Source organism: Luteibacter rhizovicinus DSM 16549 (assembly GCF_001887595.1).
Lineage (GTDB): Bacteria > Pseudomonadota > Gammaproteobacteria > Xanthomonadales > Rhodanobacteraceae > Luteibacter > Luteibacter rhizovicinus.
This window is the reverse complement of record NZ_CP017480.1, coordinates 2,470,639-2,491,550: the sequence shown is the minus strand read 5'-3', so window position 1 is coordinate 2,491,550 and position 20,912 is coordinate 2,470,639. Positions and strand designations below refer to the sequence as shown.

21 protein-coding genes and 1 tRNA gene are annotated in these 20,912 nt (G+C 65.3%); 7 read left to right on the top strand and 15 right to left on the bottom strand.

Annotation, left to right across the window (positions count from 1 at the left end):
- A complete protein-coding gene (locus BJI69_RS11265) occupies positions 1 to 822 on the bottom strand; it encodes a S1/P1 nuclease (RefSeq protein WP_046968559.1) in 822 nt (273 codons plus the stop codon).
- Between the two features lie 174 nt (positions 823 to 996).
- On the opposite strand from BJI69_RS11265, the gene gap reads away from it, so the two are divergent.
- On the top strand, positions 997 to 2,013 hold the full coding sequence (gene gap, locus BJI69_RS11260) for a type I glyceraldehyde-3-phosphate dehydrogenase (RefSeq protein WP_046968560.1): 1,017 nt from the start codon (positions 997 to 999) through the stop codon (positions 2,011 to 2,013).
- A 125-nt stretch (positions 2,014 to 2,138) separates the two neighbouring features.
- Here gap and BJI69_RS22290 read toward each other — a convergent pair whose 3' ends face one another.
- The 4 genes from BJI69_RS22290 to hppD form a co-directional block, all read right to left on the bottom strand.
- A complete protein-coding gene (locus tag BJI69_RS22290) occupies positions 2,139 to 2,456 on the bottom strand; it encodes a hypothetical protein (RefSeq protein WP_125903034.1) in 318 nt (105 codons plus the stop codon).
- Positions 2,457 to 2,879: 423 nt separating this feature from the next.
- The gene (locus BJI69_RS11250; RefSeq protein WP_046968578.1) at positions 2,880 to 3,860 is read right to left on the bottom strand and encodes a fumarylacetoacetate hydrolase family protein; all 981 of its coding nucleotides are present in this window, start codon (positions 3,858 to 3,860) and stop codon (positions 2,880 to 2,882) included.
- 14 nt (positions 3,861 to 3,874) lie between these two features.
- Positions 3,875 to 5,185 carry a homogentisate 1,2-dioxygenase gene (gene hmgA, locus BJI69_RS11245; RefSeq protein WP_046968562.1) on the bottom strand — a complete coding sequence of 437 codons (1,311 nt, stop codon included), beginning with the start codon at positions 5,183 to 5,185 and terminating at the stop codon, positions 3,875 to 3,877.
- 90 nt (positions 5,186 to 5,275) lie between these two features.
- Positions 5,276 to 6,364, bottom strand: coding sequence for a 4-hydroxyphenylpyruvate dioxygenase (gene hppD, locus BJI69_RS11240; protein WP_046968563.1), 1,089 nt, complete (start codon positions 6,362 to 6,364; stop codon positions 5,276 to 5,278).
- An 89-nt stretch (positions 6,365 to 6,453) separates the two neighbouring features.
- On the opposite strand from hppD, the gene BJI69_RS11235 reads away from it, so the two are divergent.
- The gene (locus tag BJI69_RS11235; protein ID WP_046968564.1) at positions 6,454 to 6,903 is read left to right on the top strand and encodes a MarR family winged helix-turn-helix transcriptional regulator; all 450 of its coding nucleotides are present in this window, start codon (positions 6,454 to 6,456) and stop codon (positions 6,901 to 6,903) included.
- Positions 6,904 to 7,017: 114 nt separating this feature from the next.
- Here the strand turns inward: BJI69_RS11235 and BJI69_RS11230 are convergent, their stop codons facing one another.
- Complete coding sequence (locus tag BJI69_RS11230) at positions 7,018 to 8,526, bottom strand: peptide MFS transporter (RefSeq protein ID WP_046968565.1); 1,509 nt, start codon at positions 8,524 to 8,526, stop codon at positions 7,018 to 7,020.
- Between the two features lie 70 nt (positions 8,527 to 8,596).
- Positions 8,597 to 9,445 (bottom strand): tryptophan 2,3-dioxygenase, encoded by an 849-nt coding sequence (locus BJI69_RS11225; protein WP_046968566.1) that lies wholly within the window; start codon positions 9,443 to 9,445, stop codon positions 8,597 to 8,599.
- 224 nt (positions 9,446 to 9,669) lie between these two features.
- On the opposite strand from BJI69_RS11225, the gene pdhA reads away from it, so the two are divergent.
- The 4 genes from pdhA to BJI69_RS11205 all read left to right on the top strand — a co-directional run bounded on the left by pdhA (position 9,670) and on the right by BJI69_RS11205 (position 13,749).
- Complete coding sequence (gene pdhA, locus BJI69_RS11220) at positions 9,670 to 10,749, top strand: pyruvate dehydrogenase (acetyl-transferring) E1 component subunit alpha (RefSeq protein WP_046968567.1); 1,080 nt, start codon at positions 9,670 to 9,672, stop codon at positions 10,747 to 10,749.
- A gap of 12 nt (positions 10,750 to 10,761) precedes the next feature.
- Positions 10,762 to 11,742: an alpha-ketoacid dehydrogenase subunit beta gene (locus tag BJI69_RS11215; RefSeq protein WP_046968568.1), complete on the top strand. Its 981-nt coding sequence runs from the start codon at positions 10,762 to 10,764 to the stop codon at positions 11,740 to 11,742.
- Between the two features lie 13 nt (positions 11,743 to 11,755).
- A complete protein-coding gene (locus BJI69_RS11210; RefSeq protein WP_071924937.1) occupies positions 11,756 to 13,144 on the top strand; it encodes a dihydrolipoamide acetyltransferase family protein in 1,389 nt (462 codons plus the stop codon).
- A 143-nt stretch (positions 13,145 to 13,287) separates the two neighbouring features.
- On the top strand, positions 13,288 to 13,749 hold the full coding sequence (locus tag BJI69_RS11205; protein ID WP_046969653.1) for a YehS family protein: 462 nt from the start codon (positions 13,288 to 13,290) through the stop codon (positions 13,747 to 13,749).
- Between the two features lie 128 nt (positions 13,750 to 13,877).
- Here the strand turns inward: BJI69_RS11205 and BJI69_RS11200 are convergent, their stop codons facing one another.
- The 8 genes from BJI69_RS11200 to BJI69_RS11165 form a co-directional block, all read right to left on the bottom strand.
- On the bottom strand, positions 13,878 to 14,210 hold the full coding sequence (locus tag BJI69_RS11200; RefSeq protein WP_046969650.1) for a hypothetical protein: 333 nt from the start codon (positions 14,208 to 14,210) through the stop codon (positions 13,878 to 13,880).
- Between the two features lie 2 nt (positions 14,211 to 14,212).
- Positions 14,213 to 15,586: a tryptophan--tRNA ligase gene (locus BJI69_RS11195; RefSeq protein ID WP_046969649.1), complete on the bottom strand. Its 1,374-nt coding sequence runs from the start codon at positions 15,584 to 15,586 to the stop codon at positions 14,213 to 14,215.
- 141 nt (positions 15,587 to 15,727) lie between these two features.
- Entirely contained in the window at positions 15,728 to 16,648 is a 921-nt protein-coding gene (gene rocF / locus BJI69_RS11190; RefSeq protein ID WP_046969648.1) for an arginase, read from the bottom strand.
- Between the two features lie 72 nt (positions 16,649 to 16,720).
- On the bottom strand, positions 16,721 to 17,464 hold the full coding sequence (locus tag BJI69_RS11185; protein ID WP_046969647.1) for an alpha/beta hydrolase: 744 nt from the start codon (positions 17,462 to 17,464) through the stop codon (positions 16,721 to 16,723).
- A 177-nt stretch (positions 17,465 to 17,641) separates the two neighbouring features.
- Positions 17,642 to 17,717, bottom strand: a tRNA-Thr gene (locus BJI69_RS11180).
- Positions 17,718 to 17,733: 16 nt separating this feature from the next.
- Entirely contained in the window at positions 17,734 to 18,603 is an 870-nt protein-coding gene (locus BJI69_RS11175) for an SPOR domain-containing protein (RefSeq protein WP_071924936.1), read from the bottom strand.
- Positions 18,604 to 18,636: 33 nt separating this feature from the next.
- Positions 18,637 to 19,395, bottom strand: coding sequence for a type III pantothenate kinase (locus BJI69_RS11170; RefSeq protein WP_046980446.1), 759 nt, complete (start codon positions 19,393 to 19,395; stop codon positions 18,637 to 18,639).
- The gene (locus BJI69_RS11165) at positions 19,392 to 20,372 is read right to left on the bottom strand and encodes a biotin--[acetyl-CoA-carboxylase] ligase (protein ID WP_046980447.1); all 981 of its coding nucleotides are present in this window, start codon (positions 20,370 to 20,372) and stop codon (positions 19,392 to 19,394) included. The genes BJI69_RS11170 and BJI69_RS11165 overlap by 4 nt, the downstream gene beginning before the upstream one ends.
- 201 nt (positions 20,373 to 20,573) lie before the next feature.
- Here BJI69_RS11165 and BJI69_RS11160 point away from each other — a divergent pair, with 201 nt between their 5' ends.
- A complete protein-coding gene (locus BJI69_RS11160; RefSeq protein ID WP_046980448.1) occupies positions 20,574 to 20,912 on the top strand; it encodes a hypothetical protein in 339 nt (112 codons plus the stop codon).

Sequence of the window (20,912 nt, the reverse complement as noted above, 5' to 3'; positions counted from 1 at the left end):
TTAGTCCAGCGTGTGGTTGAGCAGGTCGGCCAGACGCTTGCCTGCAAGGCGCAGGCGGGTCTCGGCAACCGGAAGGTATTTGGCGACATAGGCGTCGTCGACCGTGTGGCCGTCCGGGTAGAACCCGTTCGCGGCGACGATCGAGCAGGATTCCTCCGCCCACTGGGCGTACGGGTTATCCAGCGGCGGGATGGGCTTGGGCAGTTTCACCGCGCCCTCGGCCGCGAGGCGGTCGGCGTAGGCCGGCCACTTCAGGTCGCGGGTGTAGAGCATGCCGGAGTCCCAGACCTTGTGCAGGTTGGAGCCCTTGCCGTCGAACTGGACCTGGTAATCGTTGCCGCCCTTGTCGTCGCGGTTGCCGGCATGAAGCGGCTGGTGCACGTCACCGACGAAATGGACGACGAATTTCAGCGCCTGGGCCCGTTCGGCCTCGGACTTGTGGCGGTCACCCAGGATGGCGACGTACTTCTCCAGGCCACCGACGACGCACTCGCCATCCTTGCAGTCCACCGGGGGCACGTAGACGCACTTGCCGTCGAGGAAGTCCATGTAGTGCAGCTTGGCGGTGGCCTTGCCCAGGTCTTTCTGGGTCGGATCGTCCCGGAGGTGGTCGGGCCAGCTGGCCACATCGGCCAGGGAATCGGAGCCGTCGGCCTTGAGCAGGCGTTCGACTTCGGCCTTGGCCGAGGGGTCGAGCTGGCGCCAGGCCAGTTCGGCGACGATACGGTGGCCGATGTCACCCCAGGCCTGGACGCTGGTCGCGAAGGCGGGGACGGTAAGGACCAGGAAGGCGGCTAGCGCGCGCTTATGAGTCGTTTTCATGGAGCTGTAAACGTTTCCGGACGGGCGAACGGCCAAGTGTGCCACAGCCGGACTGAGACCCGGATGACAGATCGCCGCGATGCAGCAAGCCGCCCCCTGCGACCTTCCGTTACCATGGACGTTTACGCCACCTGCCCCTACTTAGTCAGCACATCCCATCCGGAGGCTTGCCCTATGACCATCAAGGTCGCCATCAACGGTTACGGTCGCATCGGTCGCAACATCCTGCGCTCGCTCTATGAAGCCAAGAAAAATGGCCAGGACATCCAGATCGTCGCGATCAACGATCTCGGCGATGCCAACACCAATGCCCACCTGACCCAGTACGACACGGCCCACGGTCGTTTCCCGGGCGAGGTGTCGGTTGACGGCGGCGACCTGATCGTCAACGGCGACCGCATCAAGGTCTTCGCCGAGCGCGATCCGTCCAAGCTGCCCTGGGGTGAGCACAACGTCGACGTCGTGCTGGAATCCACCGGCTTCTTCACCTCCAAGGCCAAGGCCAGCGCGCACATCGCCGGTGGCGCCAAGAAGGTGATCATCTCCGCGCCGGGCGACAAGGACGTGGACGGCACCTTCGTCATGGGCGTCAACGACGACAAGCTGACCTCGAAGCTCGAAGTCATCTCCAACGCCTCGTGCACCACCAACTGCCTGGCTCCGCTGGCCAAGGTACTGCACGAGAAGATCGGCATCGTGCACGGCCTGATGACCACCATCCATGCCTACACGAACGACCAGGTCCTGACCGACGTCTACCACTCGGACCTGCGCCGCGCCCGTAGCGCCACGCACAGCCAGATCCCGACCAAGACCGGCGCCGCTGCCGCGGTCGGCCTGGTGCTGCCGGAACTCAACGGCAAGCTCGACGGTTTCGCCATGCGCGTTCCGACGATCAACGTGTCCGTGGTCGACCTCGTCTTCACCGCCGCTCGCGCGACGACGAAGGAAGAGATCGATGCCGTGATCAACGAGGCCGCCAATGGCTCGATGAAGGGCATCCTGGCCGTGAACACGCAGCCGCTGGTGTCGATCGACTTCAACCACAACCCGCACTCGTCGATCTACGACTCGACGCAGACGCGCGTCATGGAAGGCACGCTGGTCAAGGTCCTCTCGTGGTACGACAACGAGTGGGGCTTCTCGAACCGCATGCTCGACATGACCAAGGCGCTGATGAACGCCAAATAATCTCTTTGGCGTGACATCGAAAGGCCCGCACATGCGGGCCTTTTTCTTTTGTAGGAGCCGATTCATCGGCGATCCCGCGCAGCAGGCCAGGGTGTCGCAAGCACCCATCGCCGATGAATCGGCTCCTACAATGCAGCGCCAACCACGATGGTCTGGGCCAGCTGGAACAGGCCAGCGACTGGTTTGCTAAAAGGTCCCTTCGGATTGCCGGGGGCGACACGAAAGATATAGTTGCCCGAGCCAATCCAGCCTACCGTGGTCGCGTACGTAAGGCCTGGACCCTTGCACTTCACGAGATGCGCCTCGCTCTCGTCGCCCTTACTCACCCAAAGGCAGCTGTGCTGGGTGACTGCCTCGGTGGCAGACTGGTCCCACCGCCAGTGGATAGTCACCGAGCCAAGAGCGCCCGGCGGCATACTGACGACCTGGGGTGAGGCGGTCACGCTGCCGATGGGAGGCGGGCAGTTGTAGTAGCAACGAGCTCCGCGATTTTTCCCCGTCGCAGCCCTCTCCTTCTCCGGGAGAGTCGAGAGGGCGCGAACGAGGGAGGCCTGACGCTCGATGTCGACTCGCGTCGTCGTCCCCGCGACAGCCGCTGCGATGGCTGCATCGGTCCTGCCGCCCTCCGACCGGACCGGCCCACCGAGTCCGACAATCACGGCGGCCACAGAAAACCCGACAATCGACCATAGCGCTTTCATTCGTTGATCCTGCAGGCGATCGAAACACGCTAATCGGTCGAGCCCGCGGTGAATGTAGGCATCTTCTTGGCCTTATGTAGGCGTCCCTAGCGATCTGAGCCGTGTAACAAGAAAGGGCCCGCACGAGAACGTGCGGACCCTTCTTATTTCGCGACTTCGTAGCTCTCAGGCTTTCTGGATGGACTGTTCGATCGCGCCGAAGATGGAGGCACCGGTAGCGTCGGTCACATCGATCTTTACCGTATTGCCGAACGACAGAAACGGCGTGGTCGGCTTGCCGTCGCGCAGGGTTTCCACCGTGCGCTGCTCGGCCAGGCAGGAGGCTCCCTTGCCCGTGTCCTCGTTGGCGATGGTGCCCGAGCCGACCAGGGTGCCCGCGGTCAGCGGCCGGGTCTTCGCCACGTGTGCCACCAGCTGCGAGAAGTCGAACTGCATGTCGACGCCGCACTCAGCCTCGCCGAACCAGGTGCCGTTGATCCACGTGCGCATCGGCAGGTGCAGCTTGTCGTCGATCCACGCCTCGCCAAGCTCGTCGGGCGTAACGAAGACCGGCGACAGCGCCGAACGCGGCTTCGACTGCAGAAAACCGAAGCCCTTGGCAAGTTCGCCGGGGATCAGGCCACGCAGCGAGACGTCGTTCACCAGGCCAACCAGCTGAATGTGCGATGCGGCCTGTGCCGGCGTCACACCCATCGGCACGTCGTCGGTGATGACGAGCACTTCGGCCTCGAGATCGATGCCGAACTCTTCGCTCGACACGAGGACCGGATCGCGCGGACCGAGAAAACCGGCACTGGTCGCCTGGTACATCAGCGGATCGGTGTAGAACGATTTGGGCACTTCAGCGCCACGCGCGCGACGCACGCGCTCAACGTGCGGCAGGTAGGCGCTACCGTCGACGAATTCGTAGGCACGCGGCAGCGGTGCGGCGAGCTTCGTCATGTCGAGGTCGAACGCATCCTGCGCGCGGCCCTCGTTGAGGTCTTCCGACAGCGCATTGAGCCGCGGCGCGATCGTGCTCCATTCGTCCAGTGCAGCCTGCAGGGTCGGCGCAATGCCGGTAGCCTTCACGGCGCGAGCGAAGTCGCGGCTGACGACGATGAGCGTGCCGTCGCGGCCGCCTTCCTTAAGCGAAGCGAGTTTCATGCGTTTCCTCTCGATCAGGCCGACGGCGGCGTGAAGTGTTTCTTCAGCCCGCGCCAGCATTCGTAATAGTTACCCTGCAACGACGGCGAGTCGAGCGCCTGCCGGGTCGGGCGAATGACCTTGCGCGTCTCGAACATGAAGGCCATGGTGCCCACGATATGGTCGGGACGCGAAACGTCGGCATTCGAGGCTTTCTCGAAACTGGCCGCGTCGGGGCCGTGGCCGCTCATGCAGTTGTGCAGGCTCGAGCCACCGGGGACGAAACCGCCCTGCTTCGCATCGTAGGCACCATCGATCAGGCCCATGAACTCGCTGGCCACGTTGCGATGGAAGTACGGCGGCCGGAACGTGTGCTCGGCGACCAGCCAGCGCGGCGGGAAGATCGCGAAATCCATGTTCGCCGTACCCGGCGTGTCGCTGGCCGAGGTGAGCACGGTGAAGATCGACGGATCCGGATGATCCACGGCGATCGAGCCGATGGTATTGAAGCGGCGCAGGTCGTACTTGTACGGCGCGTAATTGCCGTGCCATGCCACCACGTCCAGCGGGGAGTGGTCGATGCGGGCCGACCACAACGCGCCCTGGAACTTGGCGACGAGTGCGAAGTCGCCTTCGAGGTCTTCGTAAGCGGCCACTGGCGTAAGGAAGTCGCGCGGATGCGCCAAGCCATTGGCACCGATCGGACCGAGGTCCGGCAGGTGCAGCGGGGCACCGAAATTCTCGGCGACGTAACCGCGCGCCTCGCCATCGGGCAGTTCGACCAAAAAGCGTACGCCGCGGGGAACCACGGCGATCTCAAGCGGTTCCACCTCGACCACGCCCAGCTCGGTGCGGATACGCAGGCGACCCTGCTGCGGGACGATCAACAACTCGCCATCGGCGTTGTAGAAGTAGCGGCCCTGCATGGATCGGTTGGCGCAGTAGAGGTGCACGCCGACACCGGCCTGCTCTTCCGCACCGCCGTTACCACCGAGCGTCACCAGGCCGTCGACGAAGTCCGTCGGCTGCGACGGCATCGGTAGCGGATCCCAACGCATCTGATTCGGCGTGGCAGGCGCTTCGTTGAAGCGATTGTGGAACGTGGCGTGCGACAGCTCGGTAAACGGCGAGTGCTGCGCGGCCGGGCGCATGCGATACAGCCAGCTACGCCGGTTGCGATGACGCGGCGCGGTGAACGCGCTGCCGGAAAGCTGTTCGGCGTAGAGGCCATGCTCCACCCGCTGGGGCGAATTCTGGCCAGTGGGCAAGGCGCCGGCCACGGCTTCGGTGGCGAACTCATTGCCGAAGCCGGTCTGGTAACCGCGCGTATCGTCGGTGTGGCTCATCGTGGGGATCCTTGGGATGAACGCATCGCGGCGCGGTCCGTCTCGGGACCGCGCCGCGCTTAGTCTAGCTTTCGCGAAGGCTTCGCGCGCTTAGAGCACGCCGCGGCGCATCTGGTCGCGCTCGATGGATTCGAACAGCGCCTTGAAGTTGCCGTTGCCGAAGCCTTCGTTGCCCTTGCGCTGGATGATCTCGAAGAAGATCGGACCGATGTTGTTCTGGGTGAAGATCTGCAGCAACAACTTCTTCTTGGTTTCGTCGTCGGCGTCGATCAGCAGCTTGTTCTTCTGCAGGCGGGGGATGTCCTCGCCATGATCCGGCACGCGGATGTCGATCACTTCGTAATACGTATCCGGTGTTTCCAGGAAGGCCACGTCCTGGGCGCGCATGGCTTCGACCGACGCATAGATATCGTCGGTGAACAGCGCGATGTGCTGGATGCCTTCGCCGTTGTACTCGCGGATGTACTCGTTGATCTGCGACTTCTCGTCCGCCGATTCGTTGAGCGGGATGCGGACCATGCCGTCCGGTGCGGTCATCGCCTTGGACACCAGGCCGGTCTTCGCGCCCTTGATGTCGAAATAGCGAATCTCGCGGAAGTTGAACAGGCGCTCGTAGTAATCCGACCACTTCTGCATGTTGCCGAAGTGCAGGTTGTGCGTCAGGTGGTCGATGAAGGTCAGACCGAAGCCCTTGGGGTGACGGTCGACGCCCGGGATCCACTCGAACTCGCTGTCGAACACGTCGCCCTTGGCGCCGTAGGTGTCGATCAGGTACAGCGCGCAACCGCCGATGCCCTGGATGGTCGGCACACCGAGGGCGAGCGTATCGGCCTTGTGCTCGACCTTCTCCGCGCCGTTGGACAGCGCGGTGGCCTGCACGTCCGTCGCCGGGCGGTTGAAGCGGATGGCGAAGCCACAAGCGCTCGGGCCATGCTCGGCGGCGAAGTCCGACGCGAACGAGTTCGGCTCTTCGTTGACCAGGAAGTTGCACTCGCCCTGGCGATACAGGGTGATCTTCTTCGTTTTGTGCTTCGCTACGGCCGTGAAGCCGAGCTTGGGGAACAGTGTATGCAGCAGGGCCGGGTCCGGCGCGGCGAACTCGACGAACTCGAAGCCATCGACACCCTGGGGGTTTTCGAAGGTGGTGACTTCCATACCGATATTGGGCTGGGCGCTCATGGGCGATACTCCTGGCTTGGGGCACGGCTTGCGCCGTCTACCCCCACGTTATAGTTTCACTTGTAACCATTTGCAAGGACCAGCGCAGCATGACCCTAGAAACCGTTCCCGCCCATGCCCCGTTGGAGCTCGAGCATTTCCTGCCCTATCGCCTGTCCATCCTCTCGAACACGGTGAGCCAGTCGATCGCGTCTGAATACCAGGATCGCTTCGAACTGAGCATGACGGAATGGCGTGTCATGACGATCCTGGCGCGGTTTCCCGAGATCTCTGCAAGGGAAGTGGTGGACCGGAGCGCCATGGACAAGGTGGCGGTGAGTCGCGCCGTGGCCCGGCTGGTCAACGCCGGGCGTGTCGACCGGGGCATCCACGATGGCGACAAGCGCCGCTCGGTGCTGCAGCTGTCCGAGGCCGGATGGGCGATTCACGACGAGGTCGCACCGCTGGCACGGGCGCACGAGCGCGACTTGCTGGCCCGCCTCGACGAGGGCGAGCAGGCGCAGCTGAACAGCATCCTGGACAAGCTGCTGGCGCTTTAGAGATACATGTGGGAGCCGATTCATCGGCGAAAAGCCGACGGAGCGGAGATGCCGAGAGGCCTATCGCCGATAAATCGGCTCCCACACAGAGCGGCATTCCAGCCGGAAAGCGCCTTATTTGACGCCGTGCATGAGGCGGTTGATCAGCGGCGCGATCAGGAACAGCACGATACCCGCACCCACCAGCAGCTCGAAGCTGAAGGTGAAGCCGCTCAGTGCCGAGGCCACGGTCATGCCGGTCTCGCCGCTGATGTGGCCGGCAAGCAGGCCCGAGAGGTTGTTGCCGATGGCTGTGGAGAGGAACCAGCCACCCATGGCGAGGCCGACCACGCGCATCGGCGCCAGCTTGGTCACCATGGACAGACCGATGGGCGACAGGCACAGCTCACCGATGGTCTGCAGCACGTAGCAGGCCGCGAGCGGCCAGAACGGGATGTGGCCGTCGCCACCGACGAGACTCGCCAGGGCGTACATCAGCACCAGGAAGGCGAGCGCGTTGAAGATCAGGCCAAGCCCGAACTTGCGCGGGATCGACGGTTCCAGCTTGTGTCGTGCCGACCAGCCCCAGGCCAGTGCCACCAGCGGCGCGAAGACCAGGATCGCCGCTGAATTCACCGACTGGAACCAGCCGGTCGGGAACTCCCAACCGCCGAACATGTCGCGATCGACGATGTTCTGCGCGAGGAAGTTGAACGAGCTGCCGGCCTGCTCGAAGAACATCCAGAACAGCACGTTGAAGGCAAACAGCAGCAGCATGGCGATGACGCGGTGGATCTGGATGCGGTCGTGACGCACGGCCTCGAGCACCAGCATCACGGCCACACCGATGAACAGCGCGCCCAGCAGCCAGGCGATGAAAATCGCGCCGGCTTTCGCCATCAGCAGGTAAACCAGCGGAATCGCCACGATGATGCCGATGATCACGCCGATGAGGTTCTTGCCCTCGTGGCGCTCCGGCGGCGGCAGGCCCACGCCTTTCAGCTGACGCTTGCCGACCAGGAACCAGATGAAACACACCACCATGCCGAAGCCGGTCGCGGCGAAGACGGCCTTGTAGTTGTCCTGCAGCGGCGTGTCGGTCAGCACGGAAGCCAGCCAGCCGGTCACCAACGGGGCGAGGAAGCCGCCCATGTTGATACCCATGTAGAAGATCGTGAAGCCACGGTCGCGACGGTCGTCGCCCACCGGGTAGATCTGCCCCACCAGCGACGAAATGTTCGGCTTGAACAGGCCGTTGCCGACGATCACCGTCGCCAGGCCGATCAGGAAGACATCCTGGCTGGGCACCATGACCAGGAACAGGCCGGTGCCCATGACCGCCGCGCCGACCAGGATCGATCGCTGGTAGCCGAGCACCCGGTCGGCCACGTAGCCGCCGAAGATGGCTGACGCGTAGACCAGCGCCAGGTACGAGCCGTAGGTGCGGCTGGCGTACCCCTGCCCCGCCTGATCGCCGTGGAAGAACTGGGCCACGATGTACAGAGTGAGCGCCCAGCGCATGCCGTAGAACGCAAAGCGCTCCCAGAACTCGGTCATGAACAGCATCCACAAGGGACGCGGATGACCGAGGGTCTGCGGGTAATCGGGCACGGGCCTGGCGTTGGCTGGGGCAGTCGGAGTCATGCAGTTCCCTTGGGCGTGAAGACGCTTGGTGCAGGGTGTTTAACTGTCCGGGCTGCCGCCCGTCAAATATTTACGTTCCCAGGATGGTGCGTACTTCGATCAGTTCGGGGAAGAAACTCTGCTCCAGCGCCTTGCGCAGGAAGGCCACGCCGGACGAACCGCCGGTGCCGGCCCGGAAGCCGATGATGCGTTCCACGGTCTTCATGTGGCGGAAGCGCCAGAGCTGGAACGACTCTTCGATGTCGACCAGTTCTTCGCTGAGATGATACTCAGGCCAGTGGTGGGCGGTGTCTTCGTAGATTCGCTTGAACACGGGCAGCAGCGCGGGCTGGCTTCGCCAGGGCTGGGTCAGGTCGCGCTCCAGCAGGTCCACCGGCACCGGGTGGCCGCGGCGCGCCAGGTAGCGCAGGAATTCGTCATAGAGGCCGGGCGCTTCGAAGACCAGCTTCAGGCGCGCGTGAGCCACCGGATCGTGCTCGAAGACGCGGAGCATGTCGGCGTGCTTGTTGCCGAGCAGGAACTCCACCATGCGGTACTGCAGGGACTGGAAGCCCGACGAGGGGCCCAGCACGTCGCGGAACTGCAGGTATTCGGCCGGGGTGAGGGTTTCCAGCACGCCCCACTGCTCGTAGAGCTGGCGCTGGATGGCCTTGACCCGGGCCAGGATCTTCAGCGTCCCGTCCACATCGTCCGCCCGCAGGTGGGCCAGCGCGGCGTCCAGCTCGTGGATCATCAGCTTCAGCCACAGCTCGGAGGTCTGGTGCTGGACGATGAAGAGCATCTCGTCGTGGTGCGCGGGCTGGCTGCGGGGTACCTGCGCGCTCAGTACCTGGTCCAGCCTGAGGTACTCGCCGTAGGTGAGACGGCCGTCGAGATCGGTGCGGATACCGGGTTCGAGGTCGCGCTGGGAGTTGGCCATGGACGATTTCACATTAGGGGTGGATCGGCGCAAACGGCGCCGTGGCGCGGTTTCGGGACTGGAGACAACCGGTTCTATGCTGCGCCGTGCCTTGCCGGGCCATAATACCCCTGATATCTAGTCCGGCTCGCAACAACCCGAAAGTCGATCGTGCCCCACTGGATGGGCCCGTCCGCTTCCCCCATCGTGCGTGTCGTTTCTAACCCTTCCCCTGGGAGCGAGTCGTGTCCATCGCCGCCAAGTTCGAAATCGAATACCTGCAATACCTTGACCAGGACGGCAAGGAAACCGGAAAGGAACTCCCCGCCTTCGCCAAGGATCTCGACCACATGGTCGAGCTCTACAAGCTGATGGTGTCCACGCGGGTGTTCGACGCCAAGTCGATCGCCCTGCAGCGCACCGGCAAGCTCGGCACCTACGCCTCGTGCCTCGGCCATGAAGCCGCGCACGTGGGCATCGGCAGCGCCATGCGCCGCGAAGACTCGCTGGCCGTGTCCTACCGCGAGTACGGCGCCCAGCTGTACCGCGGCGTCAAGCCGCGCGAGGTCTACACCTATTGGGGTGGCGACGAGCGCGGCAACGACTTCGCCGACGCGCCCGCCCATGACTTCGCCTGGTGCGTGCCGATCGGCACGCAGTGCCTGCACGCCGCCGGTTCCGCCCTCGCCTTCAAGATCCGCAAGGAACCGCGCGTAGCCGTCTGCACCATCGGTGACGGTGGTTCGTCCAAGGGCGACTTCTACGGCGCAATCAATGTGGCCGGCGCACAGCAGCTGCCGATGGTCGCCGTGATCGTGAACAACCAGTGGGCGATCTCGGTGCCGCGTCGCATCCAGAGCGGCTCCGGCACGCTCGCCCAGAAGGGCATCGCCGCCGGCCTGCCCTGCATCCAGGTGGACGGCAACGACATCATCGCCGTGCGCGCCGCCATGGAGATCGCGCTCGAGCGCGCCCGCTCCGGCCAGGGCGCCAGCGTGATCGAAGCGGTGACCTACCGCCTCGGCGACCACACCACGGCCGACGATGCCCGCCGCTACCGCGGCGAGCAGGAAGTGAAGGACGCCTGGGAACGCGACCCCATTCCGCGCCTGCGCAAGTGGCTCGAAGGCAAGGGCAAGTGGGACGACGCGAAGGAAGAGGCCTGGAAGGCCGAGTGCGACGACTGGATGGACAACGAGGTCAATGCGTATCTGGAGACGAAGAACCAGCCGGCAACGGCGATGTTCGACTATCTGTACGCCGAACTCCCGGCCGACCTCGAAGCGCAGCGCGAGCTCGCCGCTTCCCTCGATCGCACGTCGTAAGGAACCCTTCCCATGGCACAAATCACTCTTATCGAAGCAGTGACCCAGGCGCTTGCCTACGAGATGCGCAACGACGACAGCGTCGTGGTGCTCGGTGAGGACGTCGGCGTCAACGGCGGCGTGTTCCGCGCCACCCAGGGCCTGCAGGAACAGTTCGGCGAAATGCGCGTCATCGACACGCCGCTGGACGAAGCCACCATCGCCGGCCTGACCATCGGCCTGGCCGTGCAGGGCATGAAGCCCGTCGCCGAGGCCCAGTTCGAAGGCTTCATCTACCCGATGATGGAGCACATCGCCTGCCACGCCGCCCGCATGCGCAACCGTACGCGCGGCCGCATGACCGTGCCGGCCGTCTGGCGCGCCCCGTGGGGCGGCGGCATCCGTGCCCCGGAGCATCACTCCGAAGCCAACGAGCACCTGTTCACCAACATCCCGGGCCTGCGCGTGGTCATGCCGTCGTCGCCGGCGCGCGCCTACGGCCTGCTGCTCGCCGCCATCCGCGATCCGGATCCGGTGATCTTCTTCGAGCCCAAGCGCATCTATCGCCAGTACAAGGAAGAAGTGCCCGACGACGGTGAGGCCCTGCCGCTCGACGTCTGCTTCGTGCTGCGCGACGGCACCGACGTGACCCTGGTGACCTGGGGCGCGCAGGTGAAGGAATGCCTCGAAGCCGCGGACGAACTCGCCACCAAGGGCATCAGTGCCGAGGTGATCGACGTGGCCACGCTCACGCCGCTCGACTTCGACACGATCGCCGAGTCGGTGACCAAGACCGGCCGCTGCGTCATCGTGCACGAAGCGCCGAAGACCGCCGGTTTCGGCGCGGAAATCGCCGCGCGCCTGGCCGAGGAATGCCTGTACAGCCTGCTCGCACCGGTGCAGCGCGTGACCGGTTTCGATACCCACATCCCGCTGTTCCGCCTGGAAATGAAGTACCTGCCCAGCGTCGAACGCATCGTCGAGGCCGCCGAGCGCACGCTCGCGGCATCCTGAGGAACCTATCGCAATGGCCGACATCAAGACCTTTTACCTGCCGGACCTCGGCGAAGGCCTTCCCGACGCGACCGTCGTCGAATGGCACGTCAAGGAAGGCGACACGATCAAGCTCGACGCACCGCTGGTGTCCATGGAAACCGCGAAGGCCGTCGTCGACGTTCCCTCGCCGTACTCCGGCACCGTGAAGAAGCTGCACGGCGCCGTCGGTGACATCATCGAGACCGGTGCGTCGCTGGCCGACTTCGAGATCGACCCGAACGCGCGCCAGCGTGCCGAAGCCGAATCCACCGGTCACCACCATGGCCCGAAAAAGGGCGTCGGCAGCCAGGCACCGGACGATGCGCACAAGGTCATCGCTTCCGATGACGGCGGCGAGATCGACTCCGACGGCGTGGCACCGGCCAAGCGCGAAGACGAAGGCACCGTCGTCGGCGCCATGATCAGCGGCAATGCCGTGCACACCGAGCAGGTCTCCAGCGCCGGTGGCGTCAAGGCCGTGCCGGCCGTGCGCGCCCTCGCCAAGAAGATGAAGATCGACCTCGCCCGCGTGCAGCCGACCGGCGCCGGTGGTGTCATCACCATGCAGGACGTCAAGAACGCGTCCGCCAACGGCAGCGCCGCCGTGGGTGCGGCCCCGGCACGCCCGGCCGCCGCGCAGCACCTCGCGCCCACGCTGCCGGAGCCGGGTCCCGCTCCGTCGCGTACGCCGGTGTCGCTGGCCGGCAAGGCCGTGCGCACCTCGCCCCCGGGCAAGGAAGCGATGGGCCAGCCCGAGCAGCTCAAGGGCGTCCGCCGCAACATGGCGCGCGTCATGGCCGATGCACACGCCCAGGTCGTCCCGACGTCCATCGTCGACGACGCCGATCTGCACGCCTGGATCGGCAAGCAGGACATCACCGCCCGCCTCATCCGTGCGGTCGTGGTCGCCTGCAAGGCCGTGCCGGCGCTCAACGCCTGGTTCAACGGCAAGGACCTCACGCGCACGCTGCACCCGCACGTGGACATCGGCATTGCCGTGGATACGGACGACGGCCTGTTCGTGCCCGCCCTGCGCAATGCGGACGTGCTCGACGGCGCCGGCATCCGTGCCGCGATCAAGCGCCTGCGTTCCTCCGTCGAAGATCGCAGCATCGCGGCATCGGAGCTCTCCGGCTACACGATCAGCCTGTCGAATTTCGGCATGTTCGCTGGCCGCTACGCCACGCCGGTGGTTGTCCCGCCGACCGTCGCCATCGTCGGCGCCGGCAAGCTCAGCCACGACGTGGTTGCCGTGATGGGCGGTATCGAAGTGCACCGCCGCATGCCGCTGTCGCTGACCTTCGATCACCGCGCTGCGACGGGCGGTGAGGCAGCTCGCTTCCTGAAGGCGATGATTGACGATCTGGGTCTGCCGAACTAAGCCTCGAAGGAATCGCCGCTGAAGCGGCTCCCACAGAGAGCGGTCCCAAAGAAAGCGGTTCCGAAGCCCGGCGCAAGCCGGGCTTCTCTTTTGTGGGAGCCGATTCATCGGCGATGCTCCTGCCCCAGTGCTACCCTATGTCCATGCTCAACAACGACACCCTACGCAGCATCCGCTACATGCTCGACCTCGGTGAGGTCCATGTGGTCGAGATCCTCAAGCTTTCCGGCTTCGAAGCCACCCGCGAATCCGTCGATCCCTGGTTGCTCAAGGAAGACGAGCCGGGCTTCGTCGAGATGCCCGACCTGGCGATGGCCCACTTCCTCGACGGCCTGATCCTGCAGCGTCGTGGTCGCGACGAAAGCCAGCCGGCGCGCCCCGTGGAAAGCCGCATCAACAACAACGTGGTGCTGAAGAAGCTGCGCGTCGCCTTCGAGCTGAAGGAGGACGACATCCTTTCGATCATGGGCGAGGCCGGGTTCAAAGTGACCCGTGGCGAGATCAACGCCCTCTTCCGTCAGCCCAAGCACAGCAACTTCCGCCTGTGCGGCGACCAGTTCCTGCGTAATTTCCTCAAGGGCCTCACGAAGCGCTTCCGCGGCTGATCGCGTTTTTGTGGCTGATCGCTTTTTGTGGGAGCCGCTTCAGCGGCGATTGGGTGCTTGCCTTGAACTGGCCCGCTGCCGCGGGATCGCCGATGAATCGGCTCCCACAATCGCCGATAAATCGGCTCCTACAGGTTAGGCGCGCGGTGCTTCCAGACTAGCTGGCGGACGATCAAGGCGACGACGAGGACGGCGACAAAGGCGCCGTAGCCCCAAAGCGCGGGTACCACCTGCTGCCAGATAGCGCCGCTCTTCGGGCCGAACTGATCCGCCGCCGGAATCACCACGGCATCGAAGGACGCTATCGCCGCCTGGACGGCCGCGGCGATCGCCGCGATCAGGGCCAGCACGTCGAACGCGCGCCGCGTGGCATTTCTGAGCAACGCCTTCGGGTACTGCCAATAGGCCCAGCCCAACACGATCAGCCAGGGCGCCAGCAACATGAGGGCGAGATAGCGCATCGTCAATCCTGTGCGGCGGCGAGTGCGTCGAGCGCCGTACGGAGACGAAGTACGGCCGCGGCGCGGGCTACTTCGTCCGGGTAGGACGCACCATTGGCGACCACCTCGCCGTCGACCAGCAAGGCGACGTGATCGCCCTGCGATTCGATGACCGCAGCGGTGCCGCCCACCGTCGACAGTGTCTGGCGAAGTGCGCCAGCTGCCTTGGGGTCGGCGAAGGATTTCGACAGCAGCAACTCTTCGCCATCGGTCGCGAACAGACGGAAGCGGAAGCTGCCGTCGTCATCGCGGAAACTGGCGAAACGTGGCGGCTTGGCCTTCGCCACCGGCTTGGTCACCACCGGCTCGGCGACTGCCGCGCCGCGATGACGCGCGCTACGCAGACCCACGGCGTCGCGCAAGGTCTCCACGAGGGGACCGGCGATCGCGCGCGCCTTCGCCGCACCGGCCAGCAGGATGTCTTCCATATCGTCCGGGCGTGACAGCAGGGCCTCGTAGCGTTCGCGCATCGGCGCCACATCGGCTTCGACACGTTCGAACAACACCTGCTTGGCCTCACCCCAACCGATACCGCCACGCAGAGCGTCCGCGAACGCTGCGGTTTCCGCTGGCGTGGCGAAGGCCTTGAAGATGGTGAAGAGCGCCGAATCCTCAGTGTCCTTCGGTTCGCCGGGGGCACGCGAATCGGTCACGATCTTCATGATCGCATCGCGCATGCCCTTGGCTCCGCCTTCGAACAGGGGGACGGTGTTGTCGTAGCTCTTGGACATCTTGCGGCCGTCGAGGCCTGGCAAGGTGGCGACTTGTTCTTCGATATGCGCCTCGGGCATGACGAAGAACTCGCGCCCGAAGGTGTGGTTGAAGCGCTGCGCGATATCGCGCGCCATCTCGATGTGCTGGATCTGGTCGCGACCCACCGGGACCTTGTTCGCGTTGAACGCGAGGATGTCCGCTGCCATGAGCACGGGATACATGTACAGGCCCGCCGTGACGCCGGCGTCCGCGTCTTCGTTCGCTTCGACGTTGCGATCCACCGCTGCCTTATAGGCGTGCGCGCGATTGAGCAGACCCTTCGACGTCACGCAGGTCAGCAGCCACATCAGCTCCGGTACCTCGGGGATATCCGACTGCCGGTAGAACGTGGACGCATTCGGATCCAGACCCGCCGCCAGCCACGTGGCGGCAATCTTGAAACGGGATGCCTCGATGCGGTCCGGGTCGTCGCTCTTGATCAGGGCGTGGTAGTCGGCCATGAAGTAGAACGCGTCGACGTTCGGATCCTTGCTGGCCAGGACGGCCGGCCGGACCGCGCCGACGTAGTTGCCAAGATGCGGCGTGCCAGTGGTGGTGATACCGGTGAGGACGCGGGTGTGCATGGGAACCTTAAGGGCTGCAGACGATAACCCCTCGAGTTTAGCCCGCTTGACCCCTTATGGGAGCAAGCCCGGAGGGAAGCAGACCCCCGTGGGAGCCGCTTCACCTGTGGGAGCCGCTTCAGCGGCGACGGGGTGCTCGCCTCACCGCATCAACGTCGACTTCCCGAACAACGACTCGACAAGATCCACCGCCAGCTTCGCCGTCTGGTTCCGCTTGTCGAACGCCGGATTCAGCTCGACGATGTCCAGCGACCCGACGCGACCGGTGTCGGCGATCATCTCCATGCACAGCTGGGCTTCGCGATAGCCTGGGCCGCCGCGTACCGTGGTACCCACGCCTGGCGCAATGCTCGGATCGAGGAAGTCGACATCGAAACTCACGTGCAGATGGGTGTCTGCATCCACGCCGGCCAGTGCCTCTTCCATCGCGGCCTTCAGGCCGATTTCGTCGATGTAGCGCATGTCGTAGATGTCGATGCCGACCTCATGGACGAAACGCTTCTCGCCCTCGTCCACCGAGCGGATGCCGATCTGGCGGAACACGTCCGGCGACGTCGCCGGCACGGTGCCGCCGATATGCGTGAGCTCGTCCGGACCGTATCCGCACAGGCAGGCCACGGGCATGCCGTGGATGTTTCCCGAGGGTGTGATCTGGCTGGTGTTGAAGTCGGCGTGGGCATCCAGCCAGATAACGCGGAGCTTCTTGCCCGTATCGCGACAATGGCGCGATACCGCGGAAATCGAGCCGATGGCCAGGCAGTGGTCGCCGCCAAGCATGATCGGCAGGTTCCCGGCGCTCAATTCGGCGAACACGGCCTCATGGACGGACGTGTTCCATGCCACGGCTTCGCCGAGGTGTCGGTAACCATCGGTCGGCGGCAGCCAGGGATTGAGCGGGCCGGACACATTGCCGCGATCGACGACGTGCAAGCCACGCTTGGCCAGGCGCTCGCCCAGGCGTGCGACCCGCAAGGCTTCTGGACCCATGGAGCTACCGCGATGGCCTGCGCCGATATCGGTGGGGACGCCGATCAGGGCGACGGAACGTGTGGTTGGACTCATTCCGCAAGTTTACACCCCCCTGTAAGACGCCCACGCTGCACTGCGTCAGGCGTGAAATGGGCGCGCGGATCGTCAGAAGCGAAGCGCCTGGCAGAACGCCTCCGTACGAAGCATGCTGTTGTGCCCGGTCGCCACATGCTCCCAGCGAACCGGTGGCTGCGGCAGCGACCGGACGAGTGCCTCGGTGCGCGCCGAGCCGATAACCTGATCGTTGTTTGCCTGCAACACGTACACAGGCACGGTACCCAGACGGGACACCGTCACCGTCGTGTCGTAGCGGTCGCGGATCAACCAGTCCAGGGGTATCCCGAAGGCCTCTCTTCCCACGTTGGCGATGCTGTCGTACGGCGTGACGAGCAACAACCGCTGCGGATGGGTTTCCGCGGCAACCTGGATGGCGATGCCACTGCCGAGGCTGATGCCCGCGAGTGCGACATTGGCGTGTTTCTTCGCCGCCTCGGCCACGAGCGCGACACCATCGTCGACGAGGTCGCGCTCACGGGGCTTTCCCGCCTGCCCTTCATACCCGCGATAAGGCAGCAGGTAGATGGCGCGATCGGAACATTGGCCCAGGCGTGACGCGAAGCCCGACAGGCTCATGCCGTTGCCGCCGAACACGATGAGAGCATCGCTGGCGTCGGGATGGAGTACCCAGCCACGTAGCGTCACGTCGGGTCGGGTGACCGTCAGGTCACCAAAGGTTTCGACGGCTTCGGCTCCCGGGTAAAGGAGGCGATCCTGCATCAAGTAGAGGAAGACGAAGGGCGCTGCGATGAGAACGACAACGATCGCGATCATCCATCGGACGAGCTTCATGAAGGTCCCTTCGTGGCGGCGCATGCGTGCGGGCCAGTCTATTGGCTTGTGGCTGCGCTGTCGTCGATCGCGACCGCCGCAACATGGAAGTTGGTCGATTGAATGACGTCCGGCACGGCAATCCGGCGTGTGAGGTCAAAAAAAAAGGCCCGCAACAAGGCAGGCCTTTGATTTCGCTGGTGCCGACACCCGGATTCGAACTGGGGACCTACCGCTTACAAGGCGGTTGCTCTACCAACTGAGCTATGCCGGCGAAGGCGGGGAGTTTATCAGAAGCAGCCGGTCGGTTTGGCGCTTGCACCTGGGCTGCGGATGCCGCGGCGAACGTCGGCATTGGCGTCGTCGGGGACGACCACGTCGAGCCACCACACGGGCGTGACTTCCGTGCGTTCGCTCATGCGCGCCGGAAAGCCGGCGGCGATGACGTCGTCGCGGCGCTTCTTCGCGTTCGCGGGGTCGTGAAACAGGCCCAGGGCGACCGAGTTCTGCATCTCGCCGGCGGCGCTGACCACGAAGTAATCCTTGACGCCTTTGGCTTCGAGCCGCCGGGCCTGGGCCAGGGCCAGGTCACGCGTGGCCTGCGCCGGGAGGAAGACACGCCAACCGTGGGATTCGCTGGTCTGCTCCTGTCGCTGGCGACTGCGTACCGTGCGCGGCGCGAGGGCGGTGCGCGTGCTGCGCAGGTCGACCTGGTTGGTGAAGGGGCCAATGGCGAGGCAGCGGTAGCTGCGCTTGGCGCTGGTCGGCGCGTCCGCGGTAGACGCGCTGGCGAGTAATGCTGTCGTGGCGGGTGCCTCGACAGGCGCTTTCTTCGCGGGCTCGCGTGGGGCCGGTGTCGCGGCGGTGACGGCCGGAGCGACGGGAGGCGTTGAAACCGCCGTGCCCTTCTCCTCCGACACGCGCGCCGGTGCCGCGGCGGCGGCGAGGACCGACGTCGCCGCGGACCCTGAAACCGATGGCATCGCCGCCGGTGCCGGCGCCGTCGCGGACGGCGCCGGAAGTTCGGCGAGCAGTTTGAGCGTGGGCACGCCCTTGTCGGCAGGATCCACCGCATGCGTGCCCGATTCGCCCAGCAGCAGCCACGCGGCGACCGCGATATTGAGGGCAATCAGGAGAACGAACATCAAACGCAGAAGCATGGGGGCCTTGAGCGAACCGGTGGCGTCGCGATTCTAGGCGAAATGGTCCGCGTGGGTGTGCGCTTTGGCCCAGACAGCCAGGCCACGCAGCACCGTATCGGGCACCAGCATCACATCCCGCTGTAGCAAGGGCGCCAGCACGGCGGCATCGCCACCGCCGAGGGTGACCGTTGGCGTACCACCGAGCATCGCCGCCGAGCGATCCGCGAAGCGGTCGACCAGCGCCGCGCAGGCCTGCCAGCAACCGGAGGCGAGGCCATCGGCCGTATTGTCTGCCAGGTCACGCACGGCACCTGGCTGGGTCGGTCGTACCTGCACGGTGGCGCCGAGCACGGACTGCTGCATGAGCAGGGGCCCCGGTGCGATCCAGCCACCGAGGTGCCGGCCGTTCGCATCCAGCGCGTCCAGGGTCAAGGCCGTGCCGACACTGGCCAGCACGCAGGGCGCGCGTCCCGCGGCGAGCGCGTCGACCATGGCGAGGAAGCGGTCGACACCCAGACGATGCGGCTCGGCATAGGCGTTGGTCACGCCACAGGCTTCGGCGGGTGTACGTACCCACACCGGCTGATGGCCGAACGCCTTATCGGCGGCGACGGCGACCGCCGTCTCCCTGGCCGTGTCGACGACGGATGCGCCGATGATTCGTGTCGGCTGCGGCCACTCGGCCCACAGCGTGGCCAGTTCGTGGGCGATGTCCGCATCCCAGCCGAAGGCGCCACGGTGCACGAAGGCGTCGCCATCGAGCAAGGCGAATTTCAGGCGCGTATTGCCCAGGTCGAGAAGCAGGATCATGGCGCGCTCCGCCGCACCGATACCTCGGCGCTGTCGACCGTCACCAGCTCGCCGGTAGCGCGACGCACGCGCAAAGCGCCCCGTTCATCGACGCCCTCGCCCGTTGCGGTGTACTCGCCACGCGGATCGATCACCCGCAACGACTGGCCGCGCAGGAGATCGCTCGCGCCGTATTCCGCTGCGAACGACGCAAAGCCATGCCGTTCGAAATGCCGGAGCCCTTCGCTCAACGACGCGACAACCGCCGCGGCGACACGGTTGCGTCCGGGTGGCTGGCCACCGCTCAAGGATGCGAGATCCGTGATCGGCTGGTCCGCCCGCTCGTGCAGCGAATCCGGGAGGCGGATGTTCAGGCCGACGCCAATGATCGCCGCGCAAGGACCCGAATACTCACCGGACAGCTCGACGAGGATGCCTGCCAGCTTGGCGTTGCCGGCCAGCACGTCGTTCGGCCATTTCAGACCGGCGGTACGGATGCCCAGGTCGTCCAGCGCACGGATCAACATCACGCCGACGGCCAGCGACAGACCGGACAGCGACGCAAAGCCGGCGTCGAAACGTTTCAGCACGGACAGGTAAAGATTCATTCCCGGCGGCGAAAGCCACGTCCGCCCGCGCCGTCCACGTCCCGCGGACTGCGTCTCGGCCATGACGAATGCCAGGTCGTCCAGCACGGGAATACGCCGGGCCAGCTCACTCGAGGTCGAGTCGATGTCCCAGTGCACTTCGATCATGCCGACGTCGGCCAGGGCGGCGGGCGACAGCCCGGCACGGATGCGCGGCGCCTCGAGCAGCTCGGTCGACCAGGGCAGACGGTAGCCACCGCCGACCTTGGCTTCGACGGGCACGCCCTTCAGACGCAGGGCCTCGATCTGTTTCCAGACCGCGGCGCGCGTGACGCCGGCTGTCCTGGCGAGAGTGGCGCCGGACACGGCATCGCCTCCAGCAAGGGCTTCGAGAAGATCGCGTGCGAGCATGGGTAGCCGTCGGGCCGTCAGGCGGCCGCTGTCGGGGGTGGGGGAAGCCGGGACATCGGGCGATTCTAGGGCAGCGGCGAACATTTCGCCCGTATTCGCTGGAATCGTCCCCTCGCCGGACCTCCAGCACTGGCAGGCCTGTGAAATTTCTGAGAGGATCGGACGTCCCCCGGCATGTCCGGAGGTTTTCAGGGTTTACCGATGAACGCCAGACCCTACATCTTCGGATGTCTGTGCCTCGTCGGTGCCACCGGCACCGCCGCCGCTTCCGACATCGATCTGACCGGTAGTCTGCTCTCGCTGGGCGGCGCCGTGTCGTCGTCGTTCGAGGGCAACAGCTCGCGTTCGTCGTCGGGCAATCGCGACAGCAATTCGGCCGACCCCATGTCGACCCGTCCGGGCAATACCCCCCAGCGCAGCAGCAATCCCTCGCCCACGCCCTCCCCCGTCGATGCCGACGATGGTCCGCATGATGGTGCCGCGCCGATGCGCTCGCCCGCTCCCAGCTGGCAGTCCATGCTCCCCGGCTCGATGCTCTGA